The sequence below is a fragment of the Pseudomyxococcus flavus genome, assembly GCF_050038885.1.
Taxonomy (GTDB): domain Bacteria; phylum Myxococcota; class Myxococcia; order Myxococcales; family Myxococcaceae; genus Myxococcus; species Myxococcus flavus.
Map to the genome: position 1 here is coordinate 6935411 of NZ_CP143624.1, position 20513 is coordinate 6955923.

The window sequence follows — 20513 nt, forward strand, 5'->3', positions numbered from 1 at the left end:
TCCGCCACGCGCCGCATGAGGCGGCGGCGCCTACCTCGGCTGAGGGGCCAGGCGTCGAGGCTCCGCGCGTCCTCGCCTCAACGCCTGAGTCCGAAACACCGGAGCGGCTGCATCGGCGCCGGGCCTCCCGGGTGGAAGTGACAGCGGTAGGCCTGGACAGCGCGGAGAGGGAGGCGCGGCAGGGCGCCCTCGCGGCCCAGCTGGCTTTTCGCGGTGCCCTTCTCGACGTGTCGGGCTCCACCCGCCGCATCTCCGGCGAGTTCTCCAGTCTCAAGGCCAGTGGGCGGGGGATTAGCGGCGGAAACGGCGTCTTCGTCCGCTACGTCGATTACGGCGCCCAGCAACTGCGGTGGATCGACGCCCAGCTCGCCGCCGCCACCCGGCTGGCCAACGCCGCCTCGGAGGTGGAGGACCCGGACATGCAGCTCGCCCTGCTGCGCCTCGCCGGCCCACGGCTCGAGGCAGCCATGATGGGCTCGCTCCTGCTCGCCGTCTGGCTCGACTTCCTCCACCTCGCCGATGCCCTGCTCGCCCAGCACCTCTACAGCGTGGAGAGGATGTTCGCGGACATGTGGCGCTGGCAGGAGATGCTCAAGCCCGCCATGGCGGCGCTCTCCTCACTGGAGCCCGGGCAGGTGGAGGCCGCGGCGCAAGACGTCCCCGCGCTTGTAGGCCATCTCTCGGGCGAGCTCGCCGCGACCATCGAGACCGTGCGCAAGGGGGCCGAGAACGTCGCGAAGATGCTGGTGCTCAAGGATGCCATCGAGGCGCTCACCATGCTCTCGGCGTTGAAGTTCTCGCTGCCCTCGGTGTCTCCGTCCGCTCCCGCCCTGCTCGGCATTGGCCTCTCGGTAGGCGGCGACGGCGTGATGATGGGCACGCGGATTGTCGTGTCCGCCGAGTGGGTGGAGATGGTGCGCCAGTTGGTGCGCGCGGGCGTCCTCTCCCTGCCCGTCGTCAGTGCCGCCGTGCGGATTCAGGCGGGCCAGGTGATGCTGGCGCAGGCGCACGGAGAGCTACCCACGGGCGTACGCGATGCGCTGGGCGATGGGCCCGAGGTACGGGCAATGCGGGAGACAGGCCGGGCGGGGGCTGGCATGGCCGAGCCACCGCGGCACCACGTCCTGCCAAAAGAGTTCCGCGAATGGTTCGAAAGGCGCGGCTTCACTGGCGACATGGACATTGACCAGTTCTGCGTCAAGCTGGAGCAGGCTCACCACGAGGCCATCCACGGCGGGGGCGACTGGAAGCTGGGACGTACATGGCCCGGTGAATGGAACCGGATGATCATGAGCCGATTGCGTGAGGCCGAGGTGTTGGCCGGACGGATGTTGACGCGAAACGACATCCTGGAGATCGTCGCGAAGAATATGAGGGACTACAAGATCCCGATGAACTTCACCCGCTGGAGAGGGCGATGAGCGACGAGCGTGCTTGGCAGGGCAACGTGAAGGCGCGCCTGTATGAGCGGGTCCGCGAGCACGGCTACGATTCGCTCACCGCCTTTGCCAAGGCGCGTCCTGCCGTCCCGTTGTACTTGCTGGCCGAAGAGCTTGGAAAGGATGACGTTGCAGCAGTGCAAGTATTGAGCGGATTGCTCGGCGAGGCGGAGCAGCGCAAGCAGGTCACACGCTTTGTTCGCGACGTGCTTGTGCGCGAGCTGTCCGAAGGTCTCCCCAACGGCTGGCCGGCCGTGTTGAATGACGCCAACCGTTTCGAAGTCGCCAAGGCGCTCAGTTCGTGGATTGCCTACACCCCAGATACTCATCAGGACAGAGCAAGACAGGTCAGCGCAGCGCTCCTCGCCAAGCCACCACCGCCCGGCTGGCGTCCGCTCGATCCCGACGACGAACTGCTGCTCACGCTCCTGCCGGCCGAGGAAGCTTGACCGTTAACGGCGACCCTGCGAGCCGAGCCGGAGGTTTCACGAACCCAGCAGGGCTGTCCTGGTGCTGTTGGCAAAAATGAGTGCTGCGGGCGCCGGTTGGACCTCGAGCCGGGCGAGCCCGCCACGGCGCGAACGTCGCCATGGCGGGCTCTTCCTCAGTGGATGGTGGGCTTCTGCGAGCTGTTCGGATTCTTCTGCATCAACTCGAAGCTCGCATCCAAGCAGCCGGTGAGGATGGCCGTCCGCTCCTGCTCGCTGCCCACGAGGAGGCGCAGATGGAGAAGGATGCTGCGCCGCGTCAGGCTCGTCTTTACCGCGTAAAGACTCACTCGCCCGAGATGGCGCAGGGTGGCGAGGGAGTCCTCGTCCTCGAGGGCGGCTTTCATGGCCAGCTCGTGCACGCGGACCATTGGCCGCAGCAGCTCGATGGCGATGAACTTCGCTTCCTCTTCGGTCATCGGCCGGACGAGGCGGTGGCTACGCAGGAGATGGATGATGCTCTTCACGGTGTCCTCCGTGCGCACACACGGAAGCCGGAGCCCCGCGTGACGCGCTTGACAGCAGCGCGCCGACGGGGCGCGAGTAAGGTGGATGAACTTTGTTGGACGCTTCAGGCCGGGCGCGAGTCGGGCCCTGCGGGGCCGTTGCCCCTGCGCTTGCCGCCGAGCGCGGCGGTACGGCCCGCCGCCTGGCGCGGGGCAGGGGAGGCGGGGAGTTCTCCATTGCCGTCGGAGGCGCGCTCCTCGCAGGGCTTGCCGCGGACGACCGCCTCCACCGTGTCCTGCCGGGCCTTGAGGCTCGCCATTGCTTCGCGGAGCTCCTGAATGTTCTCCGCCATCGAGCCGAGTTCCTCGTGGACGTCGTTGATGAGCCCCTTCAACTCGGCCACCGCGTTGGCGTTCAAGGACGCGAGCTTCTCCCGCTCGCCCGGGGGCAGCTTGATGGGGAGGTCCCTGAGCACCTCGTCCCGGGCGCGCGGCGAGATGTCGAGGTCGGCGCTATCGAGCCACCGGCTGATGCGCTCGCGCTGGGCGTAAGCAAGCCCACCGAGGGCGGTTACTGTTGCACCCAGAGTGATCTTTCCGAGATGGTTGATGATGGCGGGGGGAAGGGGAATCACGGCCATGCGGACGCTCCTGGCGGAGGCTCGGGATTCATTTCCCGGGCTTATAGGCTGTTACCCAAAAACGCATCCGGCCTTATGAACCCTGGGATAGTCTCCACGCCCGGCCAGCTTTCGAGGCCGATCAGGTAATCTCCCGACCGACATGCCCGCGGTAGGACTTGGTGGCGGGCGAGGGCATCATGGACGTTTTCTCCCTTCGGGACGCGGTCGTAGGCGAGTACAGGAAGTTCGCGACCTCCTTCACGAAAATCTTCGCTGAGGACATCCGGCGCCAGGTCGAGGAGATCTACGCGCAAGGGCGTTACTGGCCCGAGCCCCTCCTTCAGATCAATCCGAACTACCAACGCACCACCTCCGTGGGGCAGTTGGTGGAAGCGGGGCTTCTGGAGAACCGGTGCGCGGAGATCTTCCAGGCTTCGGGCAAGCCGCTGGACCTGTACAAGCACCAGCAGCAGGCGATCGCCACCGCCGCTGCGGGCGAGAGCTATGTCGTCACCACGGGCACCGGCTCGGGCAAGTCGCTCTGCTTCTTCATTCCGGTGATCAACGCGGTGCTGAGCGAGAGGCGCACCGCGCCCGAGCCGCGCACTCGGGCCATCGTCATCTACCCCATGAACGCGCTGGCCAACAGCCAGCTCGAGGAGCTCACGAAGTACGTCGGCAACGTTCAGGGGGAGAAGCCGGTCACGTTCGCGAAATACACCGGCGCCGAAAAGCCCGAGGAGCGGCGGCGGATCGCTGACAACCCGCCGGACATCCTGCTCACCAACTTCATGATGCTCGAGCTCCTGATGACGCGTCAGGACGAGATCGACCGGAGGGTGATGGCCCACTGTGAGGGGCTGCGCTTCCTGGTGCTTGACGAGCTGCACACCTACCGTGGTCGCCAGGGCGCCGACGTGGCCATGCTGGTCCGCCGAGTGCGCGAGCGGCTCGCTCCGGAACGCCTCCAGTGCATCGGCACCTCCGCCACCATGGCGAGCCAGGGCACACTGGAAGAGCGAAACGCGGAGATCGCCCGCATCGCCTCCAGGCTGTTCGCCAGCGTGATCCCGACCAGCAACGTCATCGGCGAGACGCTCGAGTGTGTGACCGACCCCACCGTGCGTTCCAGGCTGAAGGACAAGACCGTCCTGGGGCAGGCAGTGGAAGCGGCGATTCCGGAGACCATCACCGATGCCCAGCTTCGTGTCCACCCGCTTGCTGCATGGGTGGAGACGAACTTGGGCGTGACGTTCTCGGACGTCGATCAGCGCTGGGTCCGCGCCAAGCCAGTCACCTTGACCAGGGCTGTCGAGAAGCTGAGCGCCGACTCGGGCAAGGATGCAAAGGTCTGCCAGCGCGCCTTGCGCGATTTGCTGCTCATCTCGAGCATTCCGGAGAACAAGCGCACGGAAGAGAAGGACGCTAGCGAGCGCAGCTTCTTCGCTTTCAAACTCCACCAGTTCATCTCAGGCGCGGGGCATGCCTTTGCAACGCTTGAGCCACCCGGCCAGCGCGCGGTAACCGTCGAGGGTCAGCAGTTCCTACCGGGTCACCCGGAGAAGCGGCTTTACGCCACCCACTTCTGCCGGACCTGCGGTCACGAGTACCACCCCGTCCGCTACGTCATCGATGGCGAGCACCGCGCCTTCCACTTCCGCGACATCGACGACGCCGCGCCCGCGAGTGACGATAGCTCCAGAATCCAGGACGACGTGACCGAGCAGGAGGTCTTCGGCTTCCTGACGCTCCACGCCACGGATGACGGCTTCGAGTTCCAGGACGACGAGTCCAAGTACCCGGAGACTTGGCTTGAGCCGAGCGCCTCCGGCGAACTGCGCCTCAAGCCGAACTACCGCGGCGCGCGTGCCCTGCCCGTGACCGTCGCACCCACGGGGAAGGTGGGCGAGGGCGTCAGCGCGTGGTTCCTCCCCGGTCGTTTCCGGCTTTGCCTGCGCTGTGGCGAGACTCACGGCGGCTCGTCTCGCGATCGCAACCGGCTGGCCTCGCTCTCCGCAGAGGGTCGAAGCTCGGCGACGACGGTCCTGGTGACCAGCGTGCTTCGCTGGATGCACGGACCTGGCTCCCGCCTCAAGCCCGAGACGCGCAAGCTCCTCGGCTTCACCGATAATCGGCAGGACGCGGCCCTCCAGTCAGGGCACTTCAATGACTTCCTCTTCGTGAGCCTCGTGCGCGCGGGGTTCCTGGGGGCGCTTGAACTGGCCGGGGAGGAGGGGCTGCGGAGCGACTCGCTCGGGGCTGCACAGCAGCGCTCATTGGGCTTCAACGGCGCCGATGCGCGCCTGCGTGCCGAGTGGCTGAAGGAGCCGACGTTGAGCGGCTTCCATCTCACGGAGGCGGAGCGCGCGCTCCGGCAGGTCCTGACCTACCGCGTCTGGTTCGACCAGCGGCGCGGCTGGCGTTACACCAACCCGAACCTCGAACAGCTCAAGCTCGTCAGGGTCGAGTACGCCGGGCTGGATGCGTTGGTTTCGGAAGAGGCACGCTTTTCGGGCGCCCATCCCCTCCTGCGCGAGGCGTCCCCCGAGGTCCGGCTCGGCGCCTACCGGAAGCTGTTCGATCACATGCGCCAGGGAATGGCGATTCGCTCCCAGGTGCTGGACCCCATCCTGGTTGAGCAGCTCGCGGCGAACTCGCATAGCTGGCTGAAGACGCCGTGGGGATTTGGCACCGAGGAGCGACCTCGCGCGGCCCGATGGTTGATGGTTTCCTCGCCCGCCACCACCCGCGACGCCAGCCTCCGCGACGCCGATCTCTTCGTCCGCGGCGGAGCGCGCAGCTCGCTGGGACGGGTTCTCAGGCACTCCAGGACGTGGGGCGAAAAGCCGAACGCGGGCAGGCTGAAGTCAGCCGAGTTGGACGCGCTGATCGTGTCGATGCTCGATGTCGCCACCAGCTTCGGGCTCGTCCACCAGGAGGCCACGCCGTTCGATGGTCAGCCGGGGTGGAAGCTCAATGACGCGTGCGTGGTCTTCAAGAAGGCCGAGCCCGAAGTGTCCGCGGCACACGCCAACCATGACGCGTTCTTCCGTGACCTCTACTCCAACCTTGCACGGCTGCTCCGCGAGCCCTCGCACCCTCTGTTCGGCTTTGAGGCGCGGGAGCACACGGCCCAGGTGGAGCAAGAGCGGCGAGAGGTGCGCGAGAAGCGATTCCGCTTCGGCAAGAAGGAGCAGAAGGAACTCGCGGACGAGGAGAAGAAGCTGCGCGACTTGGACGAGTCGAGCCGCTTCCTCCCGGTCCTCTTCTGCTCGCCCACCATGGAGCTGGGCGTCGACATCTCGTCGATGAACGCGGTCTACCTCCGCAACGTTCCGCCCACGCCGGCCAACTACGCGCAGCGCAGCGGCCGCGCTGGCCGCAGCGGTCAGGCCGCGCTGGTCCTCACCTATGCCGCCGCGCTGAGCCCGCACGATCAGTACTTCTTCCGCGACCCACAGAAGATGGTGCACGGCGAGGTGAAAGCACCGCTCATCGACCTCGCCAACCGCGAGCTGATTGAAAGCCACCTCCACGCGACCTGGCTGGCCTGCACCGAGGAGCCCCTGGCGGACGCCATCTCGGATCTCCTGGTCCTGCCCGATCCGGAACGGCCCTTGAAACCGGAGCTCGCGGCGCGCATGGGGGATGCGCGGGTGACCGAACGCGCGAACGAGCGGATCCGCCGTGTGCTCGCGCTGGTGGAAGAGGAACTCACCCCCGCGCTTGCGCCGTGGTTCCCGGGCCGGGAGCGCTTCGCGGAGGAAATCTCCCGCAGGGCCCAGAGTCGCTTCGAGCAGGCGTTTCAACGATGGCGCGACCTCTTCCGGGCCGCGGAGGAGCAGCGTGATGCCGCCCGCCAGGTGATGGACAGCTACTCGGCTCCACGCAAGGAGAAGAAAGCGGCGGACAGCCGGCACCAGCAGGCCCTCGACCAGCTCCGCCTGCTCCAGATGGGCGCGCATGGCGTCTCAAGCGACTTCTACACGTACCGCTACCTGGCTACGGAGGGGTTCCTCCCCGGCTACAACTTCCCGCGTCTTCCGTTGATGGCCTACATCCCGGCGGCGGGCGATGGGCGGGGGCGGCAGACCTACTTGCAACGCCCGCGCTTCCTTGCGCTCGCCGAGTTCGGCCCGCGCAGCCTCGTCTACCATGAGGGGCGCGCCTACCGGGTGGTGCGCGCGATGTTCCCTCTTGAGCGGCACGGCCACAAGGCAGGGGCACGGCTTCCCACGCAGTCCCTCCGGATCTGCAAGGAGTGCGGCGCCAGCGACTTCGAGAACCAGGCGTCCTTGTGCCATGCGTGCGGTGCTTCACTGGGCGACGCGGAGTGCGTGAACGACGTGTACCGCATCGAAAACGTAGCGACCCAGCCCGCCGAGCGGATCACCGCCAACGACGAGGAACGCCAGCGTCAGGGCTTCGAGCTCCAGACCACCTTCCAGTGGGCGGTGCGCAACCAGACGGTGGACGCACGAGGGGGTTCGGTGGCGGACGCCCACGGCGAGCTGGCGCGGCTCTCTTACGGTGCTGGGGCCACCATCACCCGGATCAACAAGGGCCTTCGCAGGCGCAAGGACAAGAAGAAGCTCGGGTTCCTCATCGATCCCATCTCCGGCTACTGGGCGAAGAGCGAGGACGAGGAAGACGGGCCGCCAGATCCGGAGGCCACCAAACCGCAAGCCATCGTCCCGTGCGTGCGCGACCAGAAGAACGCGCTCCTGTTCCAGCCGGCGCAGGGCTCACTCTCGCAGACGACGCTGGTCACCCTCCAGCACGCGCTCCTCCGTGGAATCGAGTCCGTCTTCCAGCTCGAGGAAGGCGAGATGCTCGCTGAGCCCATGCCGACTCGTGACGAGCGCAAGGGTTTCCTCTTCTACGAGGCAACTGAGGGCGGTGCTGGCGTGCTCACGCGTCTGGTGCGCGAGCCCCGGAAGATCGCCGAGGTGGCTCGCGCCGCCCTGGACGTCATGCACTTCGACGTGGAGGGGGCCGCGGGCCTGCCCGAAAACAGCTCGGGGCTGGTCGACTTGCAGGAGACCTCCTGTGTCGCAGCCTGCTACCGCTGCTTGATGTCCTATTACAACCAGCCGGACCACGAGGACCTGGATCGGCGCGATCCGGATGCACGGGAGCTGCTCCTGCGCCTCGCGCGCGCAACTACCGTCGTGGAGGACGTGCCGGCCGCGTCCTCGGAGCCGCGGTCGTCGGACCCCGTTCTCGCTCCCTGGCTGACCCAGTCGCACGCACGCGGTCTTCCGGCGCCCGATCCGGAACCCATCGCACTCGATGGCGTCGCGGTTCCGCTGGCGTGGCGCAGCCACTACGTCGCGGCGGTCTTCGAGGGCATGCCGGCCGAGGCCATCCTCACGCTCGTGAACAAGGGCTTCGAGGTCATCCAGTTTCCCACTTCAGCGTCCGCCTGGGCCGCGCCGTTCGATCGGCTGGCCCACGCTCTGGGACGAGGTTCATGAGCACAATCCGTACGTCTTCCGCCGCAGCGTCCACGCAGTTCAGTCCCGGCACTCTGGTGAGCGCCCGGGGCCGCGAGTGGATCGTCCTCACCGGGAGTGACTCCGAAGTTCTCCGCGTGCGCCCCATCTCCGGCTCCGAGGAGGACCAGACGCTCATCCACCTGGCGCTGGAAGCTCAGGTGTGCCCGGTCCAAGAGGCGCGCTTCCCGCCGCCAGCCGCGAATCAGGTGGGAGGTCATGACGCGGCACTGCTCTTGCGTGACGCGCTCCTGCTCTCGCTTCGCCGAGGCGCGGGTCCGTTCCGCGGGTTCGGGCAGATCGCCGTCGAGCCGCGTGCATACCAGCTCGTGCCTCTCTTGATGGCACTCAAGCTGGACCCCGTGCGTCTGCTCATCGCCGACGACGTGGGCATCGGGAAGACCATCGAGGCGGCTCTCATCGCCCGCGAGCTGGTGGACCGCGGCGACATCGATCGGCTGGTGGTGCTGTGTCCGCCGCACCTGGTCGACCAGTGGGTGACGGAGCTGGAGGCCCGCTTCCACCTGCGGCCGGTGGCGGTTACCGCCGCCAGCGCCAACCGCCTCGAGCGGGATATTCCGCAGAGCGAGAGCATCTTCTCCGTCTACCCGCACGCGGTGGTCAGCCTCGACTACATCAAGAGCGATCGCCGCCGGGCCGACTTCCTCCGGGCCTGCCCGGAGTTCGTCATCGTGGACGAGGCCCACACCTGCGCCGCGACTGGCCAGGGACGCCACCAGCGGTACGAGCTCCTCAAAGGGCTGGCTGCCTCGCCCACGCGGCACCTGGTGCTGCTGACCGCCACGCCGCACAGCGGCGACGAGGCCGCTTTCTACCGGCTGCTAGGGCTGCTCCATCCGGACTTCGAGCGCCTGCCCGAAGCCAAGGGCACCGAGCGCGAGCACCTGCGCGATCGTCTCTCCAAGCACTTTGTCCAGCGCCGCCGGCCGGACATCGCCGAGTGGCACGAGGCCAGGCTCTTCCCTCGCCGTGAGACCCGGGAACTCACCTACAAGCTCACCGGCAAGTGGGACGCGCTCTTCAACGCGGTGCTGGACTACTGCGCCTCCATCGTCGAGGCGGCGGGGAGCGACGAGCGCCGGGCCCGGCTGAACTACTGGGGCACCCTGGCGTTGATGCGTTGCGTGGCCTCGAGTCCCGCCGCGGCGGTGCAGGCGCTGCGTACCCGTGCTGGGCTGGGGAGCGCCGAGGACGAGGAGACCTTGCAGGAACGCGTCCTGGATGGAGCCGCCGACGTCCTGCCGGACGACGACGTGGAACCGCCCGCCGCAACCGACGATCCCGCGCTCCAGAAGCTGATCTCCATGTCCGAGGCACTGTCGGGGCAGGAGGGCGATCCCAAGCTCAAGGTACTGACGGAGCATCTCCAGCAGCTCTTGGAAGAGGGCTTCAGCCCCGTCGTCTTCTGCCGCTACATCGCCACCGCGCATTACCTCGGCCGTCACCTGCGCCAATCGCTGAAGGGCGTCGAGGTGGGCGTCGTTACCGGCGAGTTCACCGCCGACGAGCGTAAGGAGAAGGTGGATGCACTCGGCGATGCGGAGCGCCGCCTGCTCATCGCCACCGACTGCCTCTCCGAGGGCATCAACCTCCAGCGGTCCTTCGACGCGGTGGTCCACTACGACCTGTCTTGGAATCCCACCCGCCACGAGCAGCGCGAGGGCCGCGTGGATCGCTTCGGGCAGCAGAGCGAGGTGGTTCGCGCGACCTTGATGTACGGGGCGAACAACCCCGTGGACGGCGCGGTGCTGGACGTCATCCTCCGCAAGGCGGAGAAGATTCGCGAGGAGCTGGGTGTGCCTGTTCCGCTTCCGGACGACGGGCAGACGCTCACCGAGGTGCTACTCCAGTCGGTGCTTCTCAAGCGGAAGGGGGGCGACAGCACCATTCCCATGAAGCAGATGGGCCTGTTCGAGGAGGGGTGGAAGAACGCGGCCGAGACCGTGAAGAAGAACCGCACCGTGTTCGCGCAGCGCCGGCTGAAGCCCGAAGAGGTTCTCCCCGAGTGGCACAAGACTCTGGCCGCGGTGGGCGGACGGGAAGACGTGCGGCGGTTCACCTCGCGCGCCCTCGCGCGACTGGGCACCGCACCCGAGCCGCTCAAGCGCGGATTCAAAATCGTGCTCGAGCGTCTCCCGGATGAGGTGAAGGAGCGGCTCCATGCCGAGGGGCTCCCTGATCACTTCCTCATCGACTTCGACTACCCGGCGGCGCCACGCTGCCGCCCCGTCCAGCGAAGCCATCCCCTGGTCGCGGTGGTGGCTGAGACGCTGCTCGAACGCACGCTCGCCGATGGCGCAGCCGACGCGGACCTGGCCACCCTCGGGCGAGTGGGATGCTGGACCTCGGCCGCGGTCACCGAGCGGACTGTGGTCGCGCTGCTGCGGCTGCGCCACCAGCTCGTCACCCAGCGGCCTGGCCGCATCTCCACGCTCCTGGTGGAAGAAGCCACCGCGATTGCCTGGGGCGGCGCTGAGGGCTCCTCGAGCCTGGAAGGGCAGGACGCCCTCGCACTCCTGGCCGCGCCTCCGGTCGGCGACCCGCCCGCGAACGTTCGTGCCCGGCACATCGAGCAGGCCCTCGGACTTCAATCGGAGCGGCTCGCCGCTCTCGATGAGTTCGCCGAGAAGCGCGCGCAGGTGCTCCTGTCCGACCACCGCCGAGTGCGCGAGGCCGCCGACGCGCGCGGAAGCTACAGCGTCAAAGCGCTCAAGCCGCCAGACGTGATTGGACTCTTCGTTCTCCTCCCTAAGGTGGCCTGAAGCCATGGCGCTCCGTTCCAGACCCCAGACCCGCGAAGCCAGACTGGCGTTCGAGGCAATCTCCATCGAGGGCGGGTTGCTTTCTCCGGACTGGCTGACGCGCGCGGCCCAGCTCGCGGCGGGCCATCAATCCGAGGCGGACTACCGCGTCCCCAAGGGCCTCAACCTCCGCGACGAGATCGGCCGCTACTGGCGCATCGCCCAGGCGCACTGGGCCGACTTCAAGAGCGGCCGTGCCAACGGCGGTGAACCCCATGCGCTGTCCGAACGCTTCGTGCAGGCCCTCCTGCGAGAGGCTTTCGGCTTCACGTCCCTGTGCGCCGCGCCTCCGGTGACGCTGGAGGGGCGCACCTATCCCATCGGCTTCGCGGCCCTGGGCGGCCGGGTGCCCGTGGTCATCGCTTCGGCGGCGAGCGGGCTCGATGCGCTGTCCGTCCGCTTCGGCGAGGGCGGGCGGCGTCGTAGCGCCTTCGGCCTCGCGCAGGAATTCCTCAACGCTGAGCCGAACGCGCTCTGGGGACTAGCATCGGATGGGCTCACCCTGCGAATTCTGCGCGACAATGCGAGCCTCACCCGTCCGGCGTGGATCGAGGCGAGCATCGAGCGCATCTTCCTCGAGGAGCGCTACGCCGACTTCGCGGCGCTGTGGCTCATCGCCCACGAGTCCCGCTTCGGCCGCGTCGACCAGCCGGCCACCCAGTGCGCGCTGGAGGCGTGGCGCGAGGCCGCCCGCGAGCAGGGCACCGCCGCCCGCGGGAAGCTCCGCGACGGCGTCGAGGCCGCGCTGGTGGAGCTAGGCAACGGCTTCCTCGCCCATCCCGCGAACGACGCGCTCCGTGAGGCGCTCCGGACGAACGCGCTCACCACCACCGGCTATTTCAACGAACTGTTGCGGCTGGTCTACCGGCTCATCTTCCTCCTGACGGTGGAAGAGCGCGGTCTCCTGCACCCGGAAGGCGCCCCTGAATCCGCCAAGCGGCTCTACGAGGAGGGCTACGGCCTCAAGCGCCTTCGCGAGCGCTCGGTACGGCGCAGCGCGCACGATCGCCACTCTGACCTCTGGGAGGCGCTCAAGCTGGTGCTTCGTGGCGTGGCCGTCGGCGAGCCGCGGCTGGCGCTCCCCGCGCTGGCCGGAATCTTCGCGAGCAGCCAGTGTCCGCATCTGGATGCGGCGAAGCTCCAGAACAGCGCGTTCCTGTCCGCGGTGTTCAAGCTCTCGTGGCTGCGTGAGCCGTCCGGCCTCTCGCGCGTGAACTGGCGTGACATGGGACCGGAAGAGCTGGGAAGCGTCTATGAGAGCCTGCTCGAGCTGGTGCCGCACATCTCACAGGGCGGCCGCGTTTTCGAGTTCGCCACGGGCGCGGAGACGAAGGGGAATGCGCGCAAGACGACGGGCAGCTACTACACGCCGGACAGCCTCGTGCAAGCACTGCTCGATAACGCGCTCGAGCCGCTGATTGAGCGGACGCTGGCGGCCAACCCCAGTCAGCCCGTCGAGGCGCTGTTGAAGCTGTCCATCGTGGACCCGGCGTGCGGCTCGGGACACTTCCTCCTGGCGGCGGCGCGCCGGCTGGCTGTGCACGTCGCGCGGCTTCAGGCGCAGGGGACGCCCTCTGCGGCGGAGTACCGCCACGCGCTGCGGCAGGTGGTGGGCCGTTGCATCTACGGCGTGGACCTGAACCCGATGGCCGTCGAGCTGTGCAAGGTCGGGCTGTGGATGGAGGCGGTGGAGCCCGGGCTGCCGCTCGGCTTCCTCGACTCGCACATCCAGGAGGGCAATGCGCTGCTGGGCACCACGCCCGAGTTGATGGCGAAGGGTATCCCTGATGAAGCGTGGGAGCCGGTTGACGGCGACGACAACAAGACCGCGAGCGCGCTCAAGAAGCGGAACAAGAAGGAGGCTCTCGAGAAGCAGCAGGGCATGGAGACGCTCTGGTCCACTCCGGACTCGGGCGAGGCCGCGCAGGTGGCCAGGGCGGTGGCGGAGCTGGAAGCCGCATCGGACGCGGACGCCGTGGCGCTGGCGAAGAAGCAGGCCAAGTGGGATGAGCTCCTGGCGGCGGCGGCGTACCGGCATCAGCGGTTCGTGGCGGACGCCTGGTGCGCGGCGTTCGTGTGGCCGAAGCAGCCGGGCGCGCTCGCTGATGCCGCTCCGACGAACGAGCTGTGGTGGCAGCTCCGCGACGGGCGCGGTCAGCCGCCCAAGTTGACGGAAGCGACGGTGAAGGCCTTGGCCGGGCAGTACCGCTTCCTGCACTGGCACTTGGCGTTTCCGCAGGTGTTCGCCAAGGGCGGCTTCGACTTGGTCCTCGGCAACCCGCCATGGGACACCTTGAGCCCGGACGCAAAAGAGTTCTTCTCACAGTGGGACTCAGCCGTTCGGTTCCAGTCTCCCTCCGAGCAAAAGGAAACGATCGAGCAGCTGAAGTCGGACCCGGCCATTGGCCAAGCGTGGGATGAGCATTGCCGGATGCTTTACTCCTCAGTCGCTTTTATGAAGGGGAGCGGGCGGTACACGCTCTTTGCACCGGGCAACCTGGGCAAGGGCGACTTCAATGTCTACAGGATGTTCGTGGAGACAGCGCTCCGCATCACCCGTCCCGGAGGACGCGCCTCGCAGATTGTTCCCGAGGGGCTCTACAACGGCGCCAACTGCATGAAGATCCGGGAGGAACTCTTCGATCGTTGTGTGCTGGTCTCATTGCTGGGCTTCGAGAACTCCGCTGGCGTCTGGTTCCCGAGTGTCGATAGCCGGCAGAAGTTCGCGATGTACACCGCGCAGGTCGGCGGGAGGACTGAGCGCTTCCGGGTCGCGTTCAACATTCGCACCCACGCCAACCTCCTCACGGCCTCGAAGGGCGGTGCGATGGAGATACCGGTCTCGCTGGTTCGTGAGTTCAGCCCGGACGCCCTTGCGCTCATGGAACTCGGCAACCAGCGGGACATCGCTATCGCTTCGAAGATGTACTCGCGGCACCCCAAGTTCGGGGACGAAGACGCGGGCCCGCCCCATCGGCATTACATGGCCGAGCTGCACATGGGCAATGACCGTGAGCGATTCAGCGAAGAGGAGAGCGGCATTCCCCTCTACGAGGGCCGGATGGTGTCGAGCTATGACCACCGAGCCAAGGGCTACCGCTCTGGCCGTGGCCGGAAGGCGGAGTGGCATGACCTCGCCTTCTCTGATCCGGACAAGTCGATTCAGCCTCAGTGGTTCGTGGCCCCGGACAAGCTCCCCGAAAAGGTGCTCGAGCGCTATCGGCAGTACCGCATCGGCTTCTGCGACGTGGCGAGTCCCACCAATGAGCGGAGCCTGATCGCGACCATCATCCCTGCGGGCTGTGTTTGTGGGGACAAGGTCCCCACAATCATGTTCGAGCACGGGTTTGAGTGGGCATACGCGACTTGGCTCGCCGTGGCGAACTCCTTCGTGATGGACTTTCTAGCTCGCAAGAAGGTGAGTTTGAAGATGTCCTATACGGTGCTCGACAGCCTGCCGTTCCCGCGGCTGCGGAAGGATGACCCGGCGGCCAGGGAGATCGTGCCTCGCGTCGCGCGCCTAGTCTGTACCGGCCCGGAGATGACTGGCTTCTGGAACCAGCTCGCCACTGACGGCTGGGTCGCCATGCACTTAAACGCAGCGAAGATCCCGGGGGAGCTTGATGAGGAGCGGCGCGCGATCCTCCAGGCAGAACTCGACGCAATCGTGGCGCGGGAACTCTTCGGACTGACGCGCGACGAGCTGTCCTACCTGCTGGACACGTTCCCAATTGTGGAGAAACGGGATCGCAAGGCTTACGGAGATTTCCGCACTAAGACTCTGATCCTCCAGTGCTTCGACGCGCTCGATTCGCGTCCGAAGTCGAAGGAGTTCTCTCTCGGCGCGCCCATTCACCAGGGCAGAGCGGGATGAGTTTTGAATGTCCAGCGCCCTGAACCCCGCAGTCGCCATTCGCCTGGAGAAGGCGGCGGTCGATAACGGCTTCGACATCGAGCGTCCGCGTGTCGGCGGCTGGCTCGGGTACGCCAGTACCCAAGCCCCGCTGGAGATCTGGCTCACGCACTTCGCCGACGAGACGCTTTTTCTCGTGGCCTTTTCGCGGGCGCACGTGGCGGCGGCGCTGGAGGGCTTCGGCACTCCAGTGGTGTCGCCGCTGCCCGAGGGGGCCGTGGCCGGGCGGAGCGTGCCGGACATTCCGTCCTTGCATTCGCTCGTCCGGCGAGCGTTCCAGCTGTCGAAGTCGCTCCCCAACGAGCTGCTGCACACGTTCGAGGCCAAGGTGGCGTCGTTGCCGCGAACGACCGAAGCCGAGCGGTGGGTGATTCAGCGTGTGGGCCAGGACGTCTTCCGCGAGGGCCTCATCGACTACTGGGACGGGCGGTGTGCGGTGACGGGGCTGTCCGTGACGGAGCTGCTTCGCGCGAGCCACATCAAGCCCTGGGCGGACTGCGAGACCGATGCCGAGCGGCTGGACATCTTCAACGGGCTGTTGCTCGCGCCGCATCTGGACGCCGCCTTCGACCAGGGATTCATCACCGTTTCGGACGCGGGCGACGTGGTGGTCTCGAACGTGCTGTCAGATGAGGCGAGGCGCATTCTGGGACTGCACCTGCCGCTCCGGGTAGACAAGCTCAAGGACGGGCATCGCCGATACCTGGCGTGGCACCGCGCGAGCGTGTTCGGGCGGCATGACGGCCTGCCGAGATAGAGCCAGTTCAAGGATTCCGACTCATGTCACTTCCCAGCTACGTTCAATTCATCGGTCCACTCCTCCAGTATCTCGGCGAGCAGCGAGCGCCGGTCCGTACGCGGACGGTGTACGAGGAGCTCGCGAATCGCCTCTCACTCTCGGAGACTGAGCGGACCACGTTGCTGCCCAGTGGGATGCAGCCCGTCTTCCAGAACCGTATCGGCTGGGCGCATGACGCGTTGAAGCGAGTGGGTCTTTCAAGCGCACCCACTCGTGGATCGTGGCTCATCACCGACGCCGGCCGGAAGTTGCTGGAGGCGCATGGAGGGAGGCTCCCGGAGGCGGAGGCGGAGCGAATCGGAAGCGAGGCCCGCGAGGTCGCCGTCCAACCTCTCCCCGGCTCCAGCGGGGCACCGCGCGCGGTCCGAGCTGTGGCTGCCGACGGGGCCAAGACGGAGACCCGGAGTCCTCGCGAGCAGATCGAGGACGCGCTGGCGCAGATACGCGCGAGCGTCGCGAGAGACCTCCTCGACCACATCGCGCAGCAGACACCGGCGGAGTTCGAGTCCCTCGTGCTCGACGTCCTCTATGCGCTCGGCTACGGCACGAGCCGGAAGGCGCTGGTGCGGACCGGGCGTTCGGGCGACGGCGGGATCGATGGGATCGTCGCTCTCGACCGGCTCGGGCTCCAGAAGGTCTACGTCCAAGCGAAAAAGTGGCAGGGGCAGGTGGGCGCGCCGCAGATCCAGGGGTTCATGGGGGCGCTCCAACTCCAAGGTGCGGACAAGGGCGTGCTAATCACATCGGGGACGATCTCCGGCCCGGCTCGCGAGGCCGCGCGGCAGGCGCGAGGGAGCGTCGTTCTCATCGACGGTGCCCAACTCGCCGAGCTGATGATCGAGCACGGTGTCGGGGTGGCCGCGGAGTCTCTACGGATTCCGAAGATCGATACCGATTACTTCGAAGGGGAGTGAGAATCGGTGATCGTGCCGACCGGCGGTGCGCAGCAGGGCTGTGCGCGTCAGACCAGGAAACGTCGCGCCTTCGCCGGAGTCGTGCTGTAGCTGTACTGGCCAGTACTGCGGTAGGTGTTGGATGCAGCGACGTTGGAGAAGGTGCGGAGGAACTCCGCCCGAGTCATCTCGTAGGTGCCGTCGGGCGTCTCGATGCGGAATGACTGGTCATCGGCCAGTCCATCGATCACATCGGCCCTGAAGAGGAGGCGGGTGGCTCTGTAGCTGTTGGCGCGAAGCGCTGCGACTCGACGAGGCTGCGTCGGCCCAGGAGTCGGCATCGGGGGGACAGCCCCCGGCACGGGTGCGGCGGGCCGTGGCGCGTCTCCGCGGGCCTGCGCGTCGCAGGTGCGGATCACCTCAATAACCTCGGGGATCTCCCCCAGGCCGGCCCACACCTTTGGAACTGCAAAGTGGTTAGAGGGCGAGAGGAGCAGCCGCAAGTGCTCCGTCAGCGTGTCGAGCGGGACCTCCTCCAATGGGGTGCGCGTTCTCAGCCCCACGCCGTCCAGGTGCGCGAGCTTCCATCCCGCCTTGTAGAAAGCCCCGAACCGCCCCAATTGCGTGAGCTCCACAGGGATCCCGCCGTTCGCCACGAGGGCGGCGACCTCCGTAAGGGTGGGGCAGTTACCCTCCAGCGCCAGGGTGAACGCCCAGATGGCGGGGCTGTTGTCACACGGGACAAGGGTGCGGCCTGATGGGTGCGTCGGGGCCGGACGCCGACGCGCGGCGTCCTTGCGAACGAAGAGCGGGAGGGCGGGGGTATGGATCCACTCGTGGAGCAGCGCGTCCCACGCGTGCGCCACCTCCGGCTTTACTCGCGGACGTAGCGGGCTCGCTGCCCATGCGGACGCGAAGGCGAAGATGGGCTCGCGGAGTTCGGTGGGAAGCCGGGACGGGCAGGTGGGGAGCATGCGCTTCGTATCTCCACGTATCAGGGCGCTGGCGGCTTGCTTCACGCAGCCGCAGAGGTCGGACAGCTCTAGCGAACGGGAGTTTGGCCAGTTTCTGTCCGGGGATCCATGGAGCTGAGCGGAGCACTTTGTTGGATGTAGTACAGTAGGGGCCGCTCGGAAGGACCCGCTGGCAATTTCCGGCGACGCTTGCGGTCCATTCATCCAGAGGGCAGCCGATGACGCCTGTAGTCCTTTGTCAAGATTCCGAGATGCTGAGCTGGTTCCTTGAGCGGACCGATTTCAGCTTCGTCTATGCGGACGTCGCTCCAGTCGCGGAACGTTTCCCTGCTGAGCTGAAAGAGGTTGCCGTAGCGGAGAAGAAGGTCGTCATCGATCTCGCCGTTACATCGGCCAAGCTTCTGTCCGAGTTCATTGGAGAGCAGGTGAATCCGGGGGCGACGGCGCTCTTCCGGGGGATTGACCTCGTCGCGGTACTTCCCAGCTTGCTTGGGACACCGGAGGCTCTGCTCATCGACTTGTTCTTGTCGCAGGTCCCCGACCTCAAGCAAATCAAGCGTGAGGGGAGGACGGTGCTCGTGACCTCACTCCTACAGGCGGCGTTGAGCCCGGCTGCGATAGGCCAGGATGACGGCGGTGCGGTGAGGCACAAGTGGACTGATGCCGAGATGAACCAGACCATCGAGCTGCACCTCGCTCACCGCTCAGATAGGTCTGGTCGGGCTGACGCCATCAAGGAACTCGCCCGGAACCTGAAGCTCGGTGTTGGGCAGGTCTCGATGGCTGTCGATGCGGTAGGAACGCTCGATCCTCAGGATCCTCGCCGCTACCCCAAGCCCAGCAAGAGGCTTGCGAAGCTCTGGGCAAAACGGGGATTCGAGAACAAGCTCGGGCAGTAGCAAGAGAGGCGGATGCGAGGAGCCTGGCCCCCATGCCCTTGCTGAACATCGGAGATGACGCTCTCTGGCGTGAGCACGACAACGCCTGGCTTCCTGTGCCCACGCCTGGCGCGGGGCTCCGTCTGCGGGTGTCCGTCGGAGAGGATGCATCCGTCATCCTCGCATTGATGGCGACTACGCAGAACTGGCGCGTGGCCTCTGACTCGACTTTCGCCCTTTTGGGCTGTGTGGCCCAAGCAAGGGGGCGAGGGTAGGACGGGCTGAGGGTAGGAGAAGAGCGGCCATCGAGGCCAGCTGAGTGAGGTGTCCGGCAAGACACGCCTCCTCCAGCACCTTCGAGGTCTCCCGATGGCCGCCTCCCAGTTGTATGCACTGTTGCAAGTCTTGCAGCTGGTTCGGCCGGCATTTACTGAGCCCTCGTTCCTGCGCTTCCTGGTCCTGTTCGCCGGCTGGGTGAGCTGTGGCGGCACGCACGCGGTCACCGGGGCGCTGGTGGCCTCGGGCGTCGCGGGCGTGCAGCACCATGCGGCCTTCCATCGCTTCTTCTCGCGGGCTCGCTGGAGTGCGGACGAGGTAGGCCGACTGCTACTTCTGAAGCTGGCGGCCCTGGGGCCCGTGCGGCTGGTCCTCGACGACACCCTGTGCAGCCACAAAGGGCCGAAGGTTTTCGGCCTGGGCAGCCACCTGGATGCGGTGCGCTCCAGCCGGGCCGTGCATGTCTTCTGCTTCGGCCACGTCTGGGTGACGCTCGCGGTGCTGGTGCACGTCCCCTTTGCTTCGCGCCCCTGGGCGCTGCCCGTCCTCTTCCGGCTCTACCGCACCCAGGCCGAGTGCCAGAAGAAGGGCCTGCGGCACCGGAAGAAGACGCAGTTGGGCCGAGAGCTGGTGGAGCGTGTCCTCGCCTGGCTGCCCACCGGTTGCCTGGAACTCGCCGCTGACGAGGCCTACTCATGCAGCACCGTGCTCGAGGGCTTGCCGCAACGACTCATCTTCGTCGGCGCCATGCGCCCAGACGCCGTGCTGACTCGCCCGCGCACGCAGCGCTGCCGCTCGCCGAAGACGGGCCGGTGGCTGACGCGAGACGTGCCGGTGCCCAAGCCCGAGGCCCTCGCACGAGATGGCGCGCTGCCTTGGCAGCGGATGACGGCCTTTCTCTACGGCCAGTCGCGACAGGTGGACTGCAAGGAATTGGTGGCTCGGTGGAAGAGCGCGGCCGGAGCGCGGATGCTCAAAATCGTCATCGTACGGATGACGGGCGGCAGCCGGCCCCTGCGAGTCTTTTTCTGCACCGACGCCTCCCTCACCGCCCTCCAGGTGGTGGAAAGGTATGCTTTCAGGTGGAGCATTGAAGTGCTCTTCCGGGACTTGAAGCAGCTGCTCGGCTTCGCCGACTCGCGAGCCCGCCGCCGCCTGGCCGTGCTGCGCACCGCGCCCTTCGCAGGCTTGAGCTACACCCTGCTCGTCCTCTGGTACATGGAACTGGCCACCAGTTGGCAGCAGCTGAAGCTACCTCTGCGGCCCTGGTACACCACCAAGACCACTGTCAGCTTCGAGGATGTCTTGCGCCTGGCTCAATCCACCCTGGCCCGTACCCGCTGGCACTCGCCGCGTCGACTTCGCGCCAACTTACGCGCTGCCTCCCGTGCCACGCCCTCCCAAGGGCGCGCGGCGTAGACCTCCGCGCGCGCTCCCTCGCCCCAAAAGGGCGAAAGTCGAGTCTGA

General features: G+C 66.9%; 12 protein-coding genes. 9 read left to right on the forward strand and 3 right to left on the reverse strand.

Features of this window, described 5'->3' with window-relative positions:
- Window positions 1-227: 227 nt before the first annotated feature.
- Together VZL07_RS29115 and VZL07_RS29120 are read left to right on the forward strand one after the other, a co-directional pair.
- A complete protein-coding gene (locus tag VZL07_RS29115; protein ID WP_426751130.1) occupies window positions 228-1421 on the forward strand; it encodes a DUF2380 domain-containing protein in 1194 nt (397 codons plus the stop codon).
- On the forward strand, window positions 1418-1888 hold the full coding sequence (locus tag VZL07_RS29120; protein ID WP_426751131.1) for an NUDIX hydrolase: 471 nt from the start codon (window positions 1418-1420) through the stop codon (window positions 1886-1888). The genes VZL07_RS29115 and VZL07_RS29120 overlap by 4 nt, the downstream gene beginning before the upstream one ends.
- 155 nt (window positions 1889-2043) lie before the next feature.
- Here the strand turns inward: VZL07_RS29120 and VZL07_RS29125 are convergent, their stop codons facing one another.
- Entirely contained in the window at window positions 2044-2394 is a 351-nt protein-coding gene (locus VZL07_RS29125; RefSeq protein WP_426751132.1) for a hypothetical protein, read from the reverse strand.
- Window positions 2395-2498: 104 nt separating this feature from the next.
- Window positions 2499-3014, reverse strand: coding sequence for a hypothetical protein (locus tag VZL07_RS29130; RefSeq protein WP_426751133.1), 516 nt, complete (start codon window positions 3012-3014; stop codon window positions 2499-2501).
- A gap of 179 nt (window positions 3015-3193) precedes the next feature.
- Between VZL07_RS29130 and VZL07_RS29135 the strand changes: the two genes are divergently transcribed.
- The 5 genes from VZL07_RS29135 to VZL07_RS29155 are packed head-to-tail and all read left to right on the forward strand — an operon-like array spanning window position 3194 to window position 16939.
- Window positions 3194-8473, forward strand: coding sequence for a DEAD/DEAH box helicase (locus tag VZL07_RS29135; protein WP_426751134.1), 5280 nt, complete (start codon window positions 3194-3196; stop codon window positions 8471-8473).
- Window positions 8470-11274, forward strand: a complete 2805-nt coding sequence (locus VZL07_RS29140) for a helicase-related protein (RefSeq protein WP_426751135.1) — start codon at window positions 8470-8472, stop codon at window positions 11272-11274. Before VZL07_RS29135 ends, VZL07_RS29140 begins: the two co-directional genes overlap by 4 nt.
- Before the next feature lie 4 nt (window positions 11275-11278).
- Window positions 11279-15187 (forward strand): Eco57I restriction-modification methylase domain-containing protein, encoded by a 3909-nt coding sequence (locus tag VZL07_RS29145; RefSeq protein ID WP_426751136.1) that lies wholly within the window; start codon window positions 11279-11281, stop codon window positions 15185-15187.
- 7 nt (window positions 15188-15194) lie between these two features.
- On the forward strand, window positions 15195-15983 hold the full coding sequence (locus tag VZL07_RS29150) for an HNH endonuclease (RefSeq protein ID WP_426751137.1): 789 nt from the start codon (window positions 15195-15197) through the stop codon (window positions 15981-15983).
- A 23-nt stretch (window positions 15984-16006) separates the two neighbouring features.
- Window positions 16007-16939: a restriction endonuclease gene (locus VZL07_RS29155; RefSeq protein WP_426751138.1), complete on the forward strand. Its 933-nt coding sequence runs from the start codon at window positions 16007-16009 to the stop codon at window positions 16937-16939.
- Between the two features lie 47 nt (window positions 16940-16986).
- On the opposite strand, the gene VZL07_RS29160 is transcribed toward VZL07_RS29155, so the two are convergent.
- Complete coding sequence (locus VZL07_RS29160; protein ID WP_426751139.1) at window positions 16987-17892, reverse strand: hypothetical protein; 906 nt, start codon at window positions 17890-17892, stop codon at window positions 16987-16989.
- A 251-nt stretch (window positions 17893-18143) separates the two neighbouring features.
- Between VZL07_RS29160 and VZL07_RS29165 the strand changes: the two genes are divergently transcribed.
- Both VZL07_RS29165 and VZL07_RS29170 read left to right on the forward strand, forming a co-directional pair.
- A complete protein-coding gene (locus VZL07_RS29165) occupies window positions 18144-18791 on the forward strand; it encodes a hypothetical protein (protein ID WP_426751140.1) in 648 nt (215 codons plus the stop codon).
- A gap of 348 nt (window positions 18792-19139) precedes the next feature.
- Window positions 19140-20465 carry an IS701 family transposase gene (locus tag VZL07_RS29170; protein ID WP_426749769.1) on the forward strand — a complete coding sequence of 442 codons (1326 nt, stop codon included), beginning with the start codon at window positions 19140-19142 and terminating at the stop codon, window positions 20463-20465.
- Window positions 20466-20513: the final 48 nt, after the last annotated feature.

Excerpts from the sequence above, each read along its gene's own strand:
- VZL07_RS29165 (WP_426751140.1), top strand. The coding sequence starts at position 18,144 with ATGCTGAGCTGGTTCCTTGAGCGGACCGATTTCAGCTTCGTCTATGCG.
- VZL07_RS29130 (WP_426751133.1), bottom strand. The coding sequence starts at position 3,014 with ATGGCCGTGATTCCCCTTCCCCCCGCCATCATCAACCATCTCGGAAAG.
- VZL07_RS29160 (WP_426751139.1), bottom strand. The coding sequence starts at position 17,892 with ATGCTCCCCACCTGCCCGTCCCGGCTTCCCACCGAACTCCGCGAGCCC.
- VZL07_RS29140 (WP_426751135.1), top strand. The coding sequence starts at position 8,470 with ATGAGCACAATCCGTACGTCTTCCGCCGCAGCGTCCACGCAGTTCAGT.
- VZL07_RS29120 (WP_426751131.1), top strand. The coding sequence starts at position 1,418 with ATGAGCGACGAGCGTGCTTGGCAGGGCAACGTGAAGGCGCGCCTGTAT.
- VZL07_RS29135 (WP_426751134.1), top strand. The coding sequence starts at position 3,194 with ATGGACGTTTTCTCCCTTCGGGACGCGGTCGTAGGCGAGTACAGGAAG.
- VZL07_RS29155 (WP_426751138.1), top strand. The coding sequence starts at position 16,007 with ATGTCACTTCCCAGCTACGTTCAATTCATCGGTCCACTCCTCCAGTAT.
- VZL07_RS29170 (WP_426749769.1), top strand. The coding sequence starts at position 19,140 with ATGGCCGCCTCCCAGTTGTATGCACTGTTGCAAGTCTTGCAGCTGGTT.
- VZL07_RS29145 (WP_426751136.1), top strand. The coding sequence starts at position 11,279 with ATGGCGCTCCGTTCCAGACCCCAGACCCGCGAAGCCAGACTGGCGTTC.
- VZL07_RS29150 (WP_426751137.1), top strand. The coding sequence starts at position 15,195 with ATGTCCAGCGCCCTGAACCCCGCAGTCGCCATTCGCCTGGAGAAGGCG.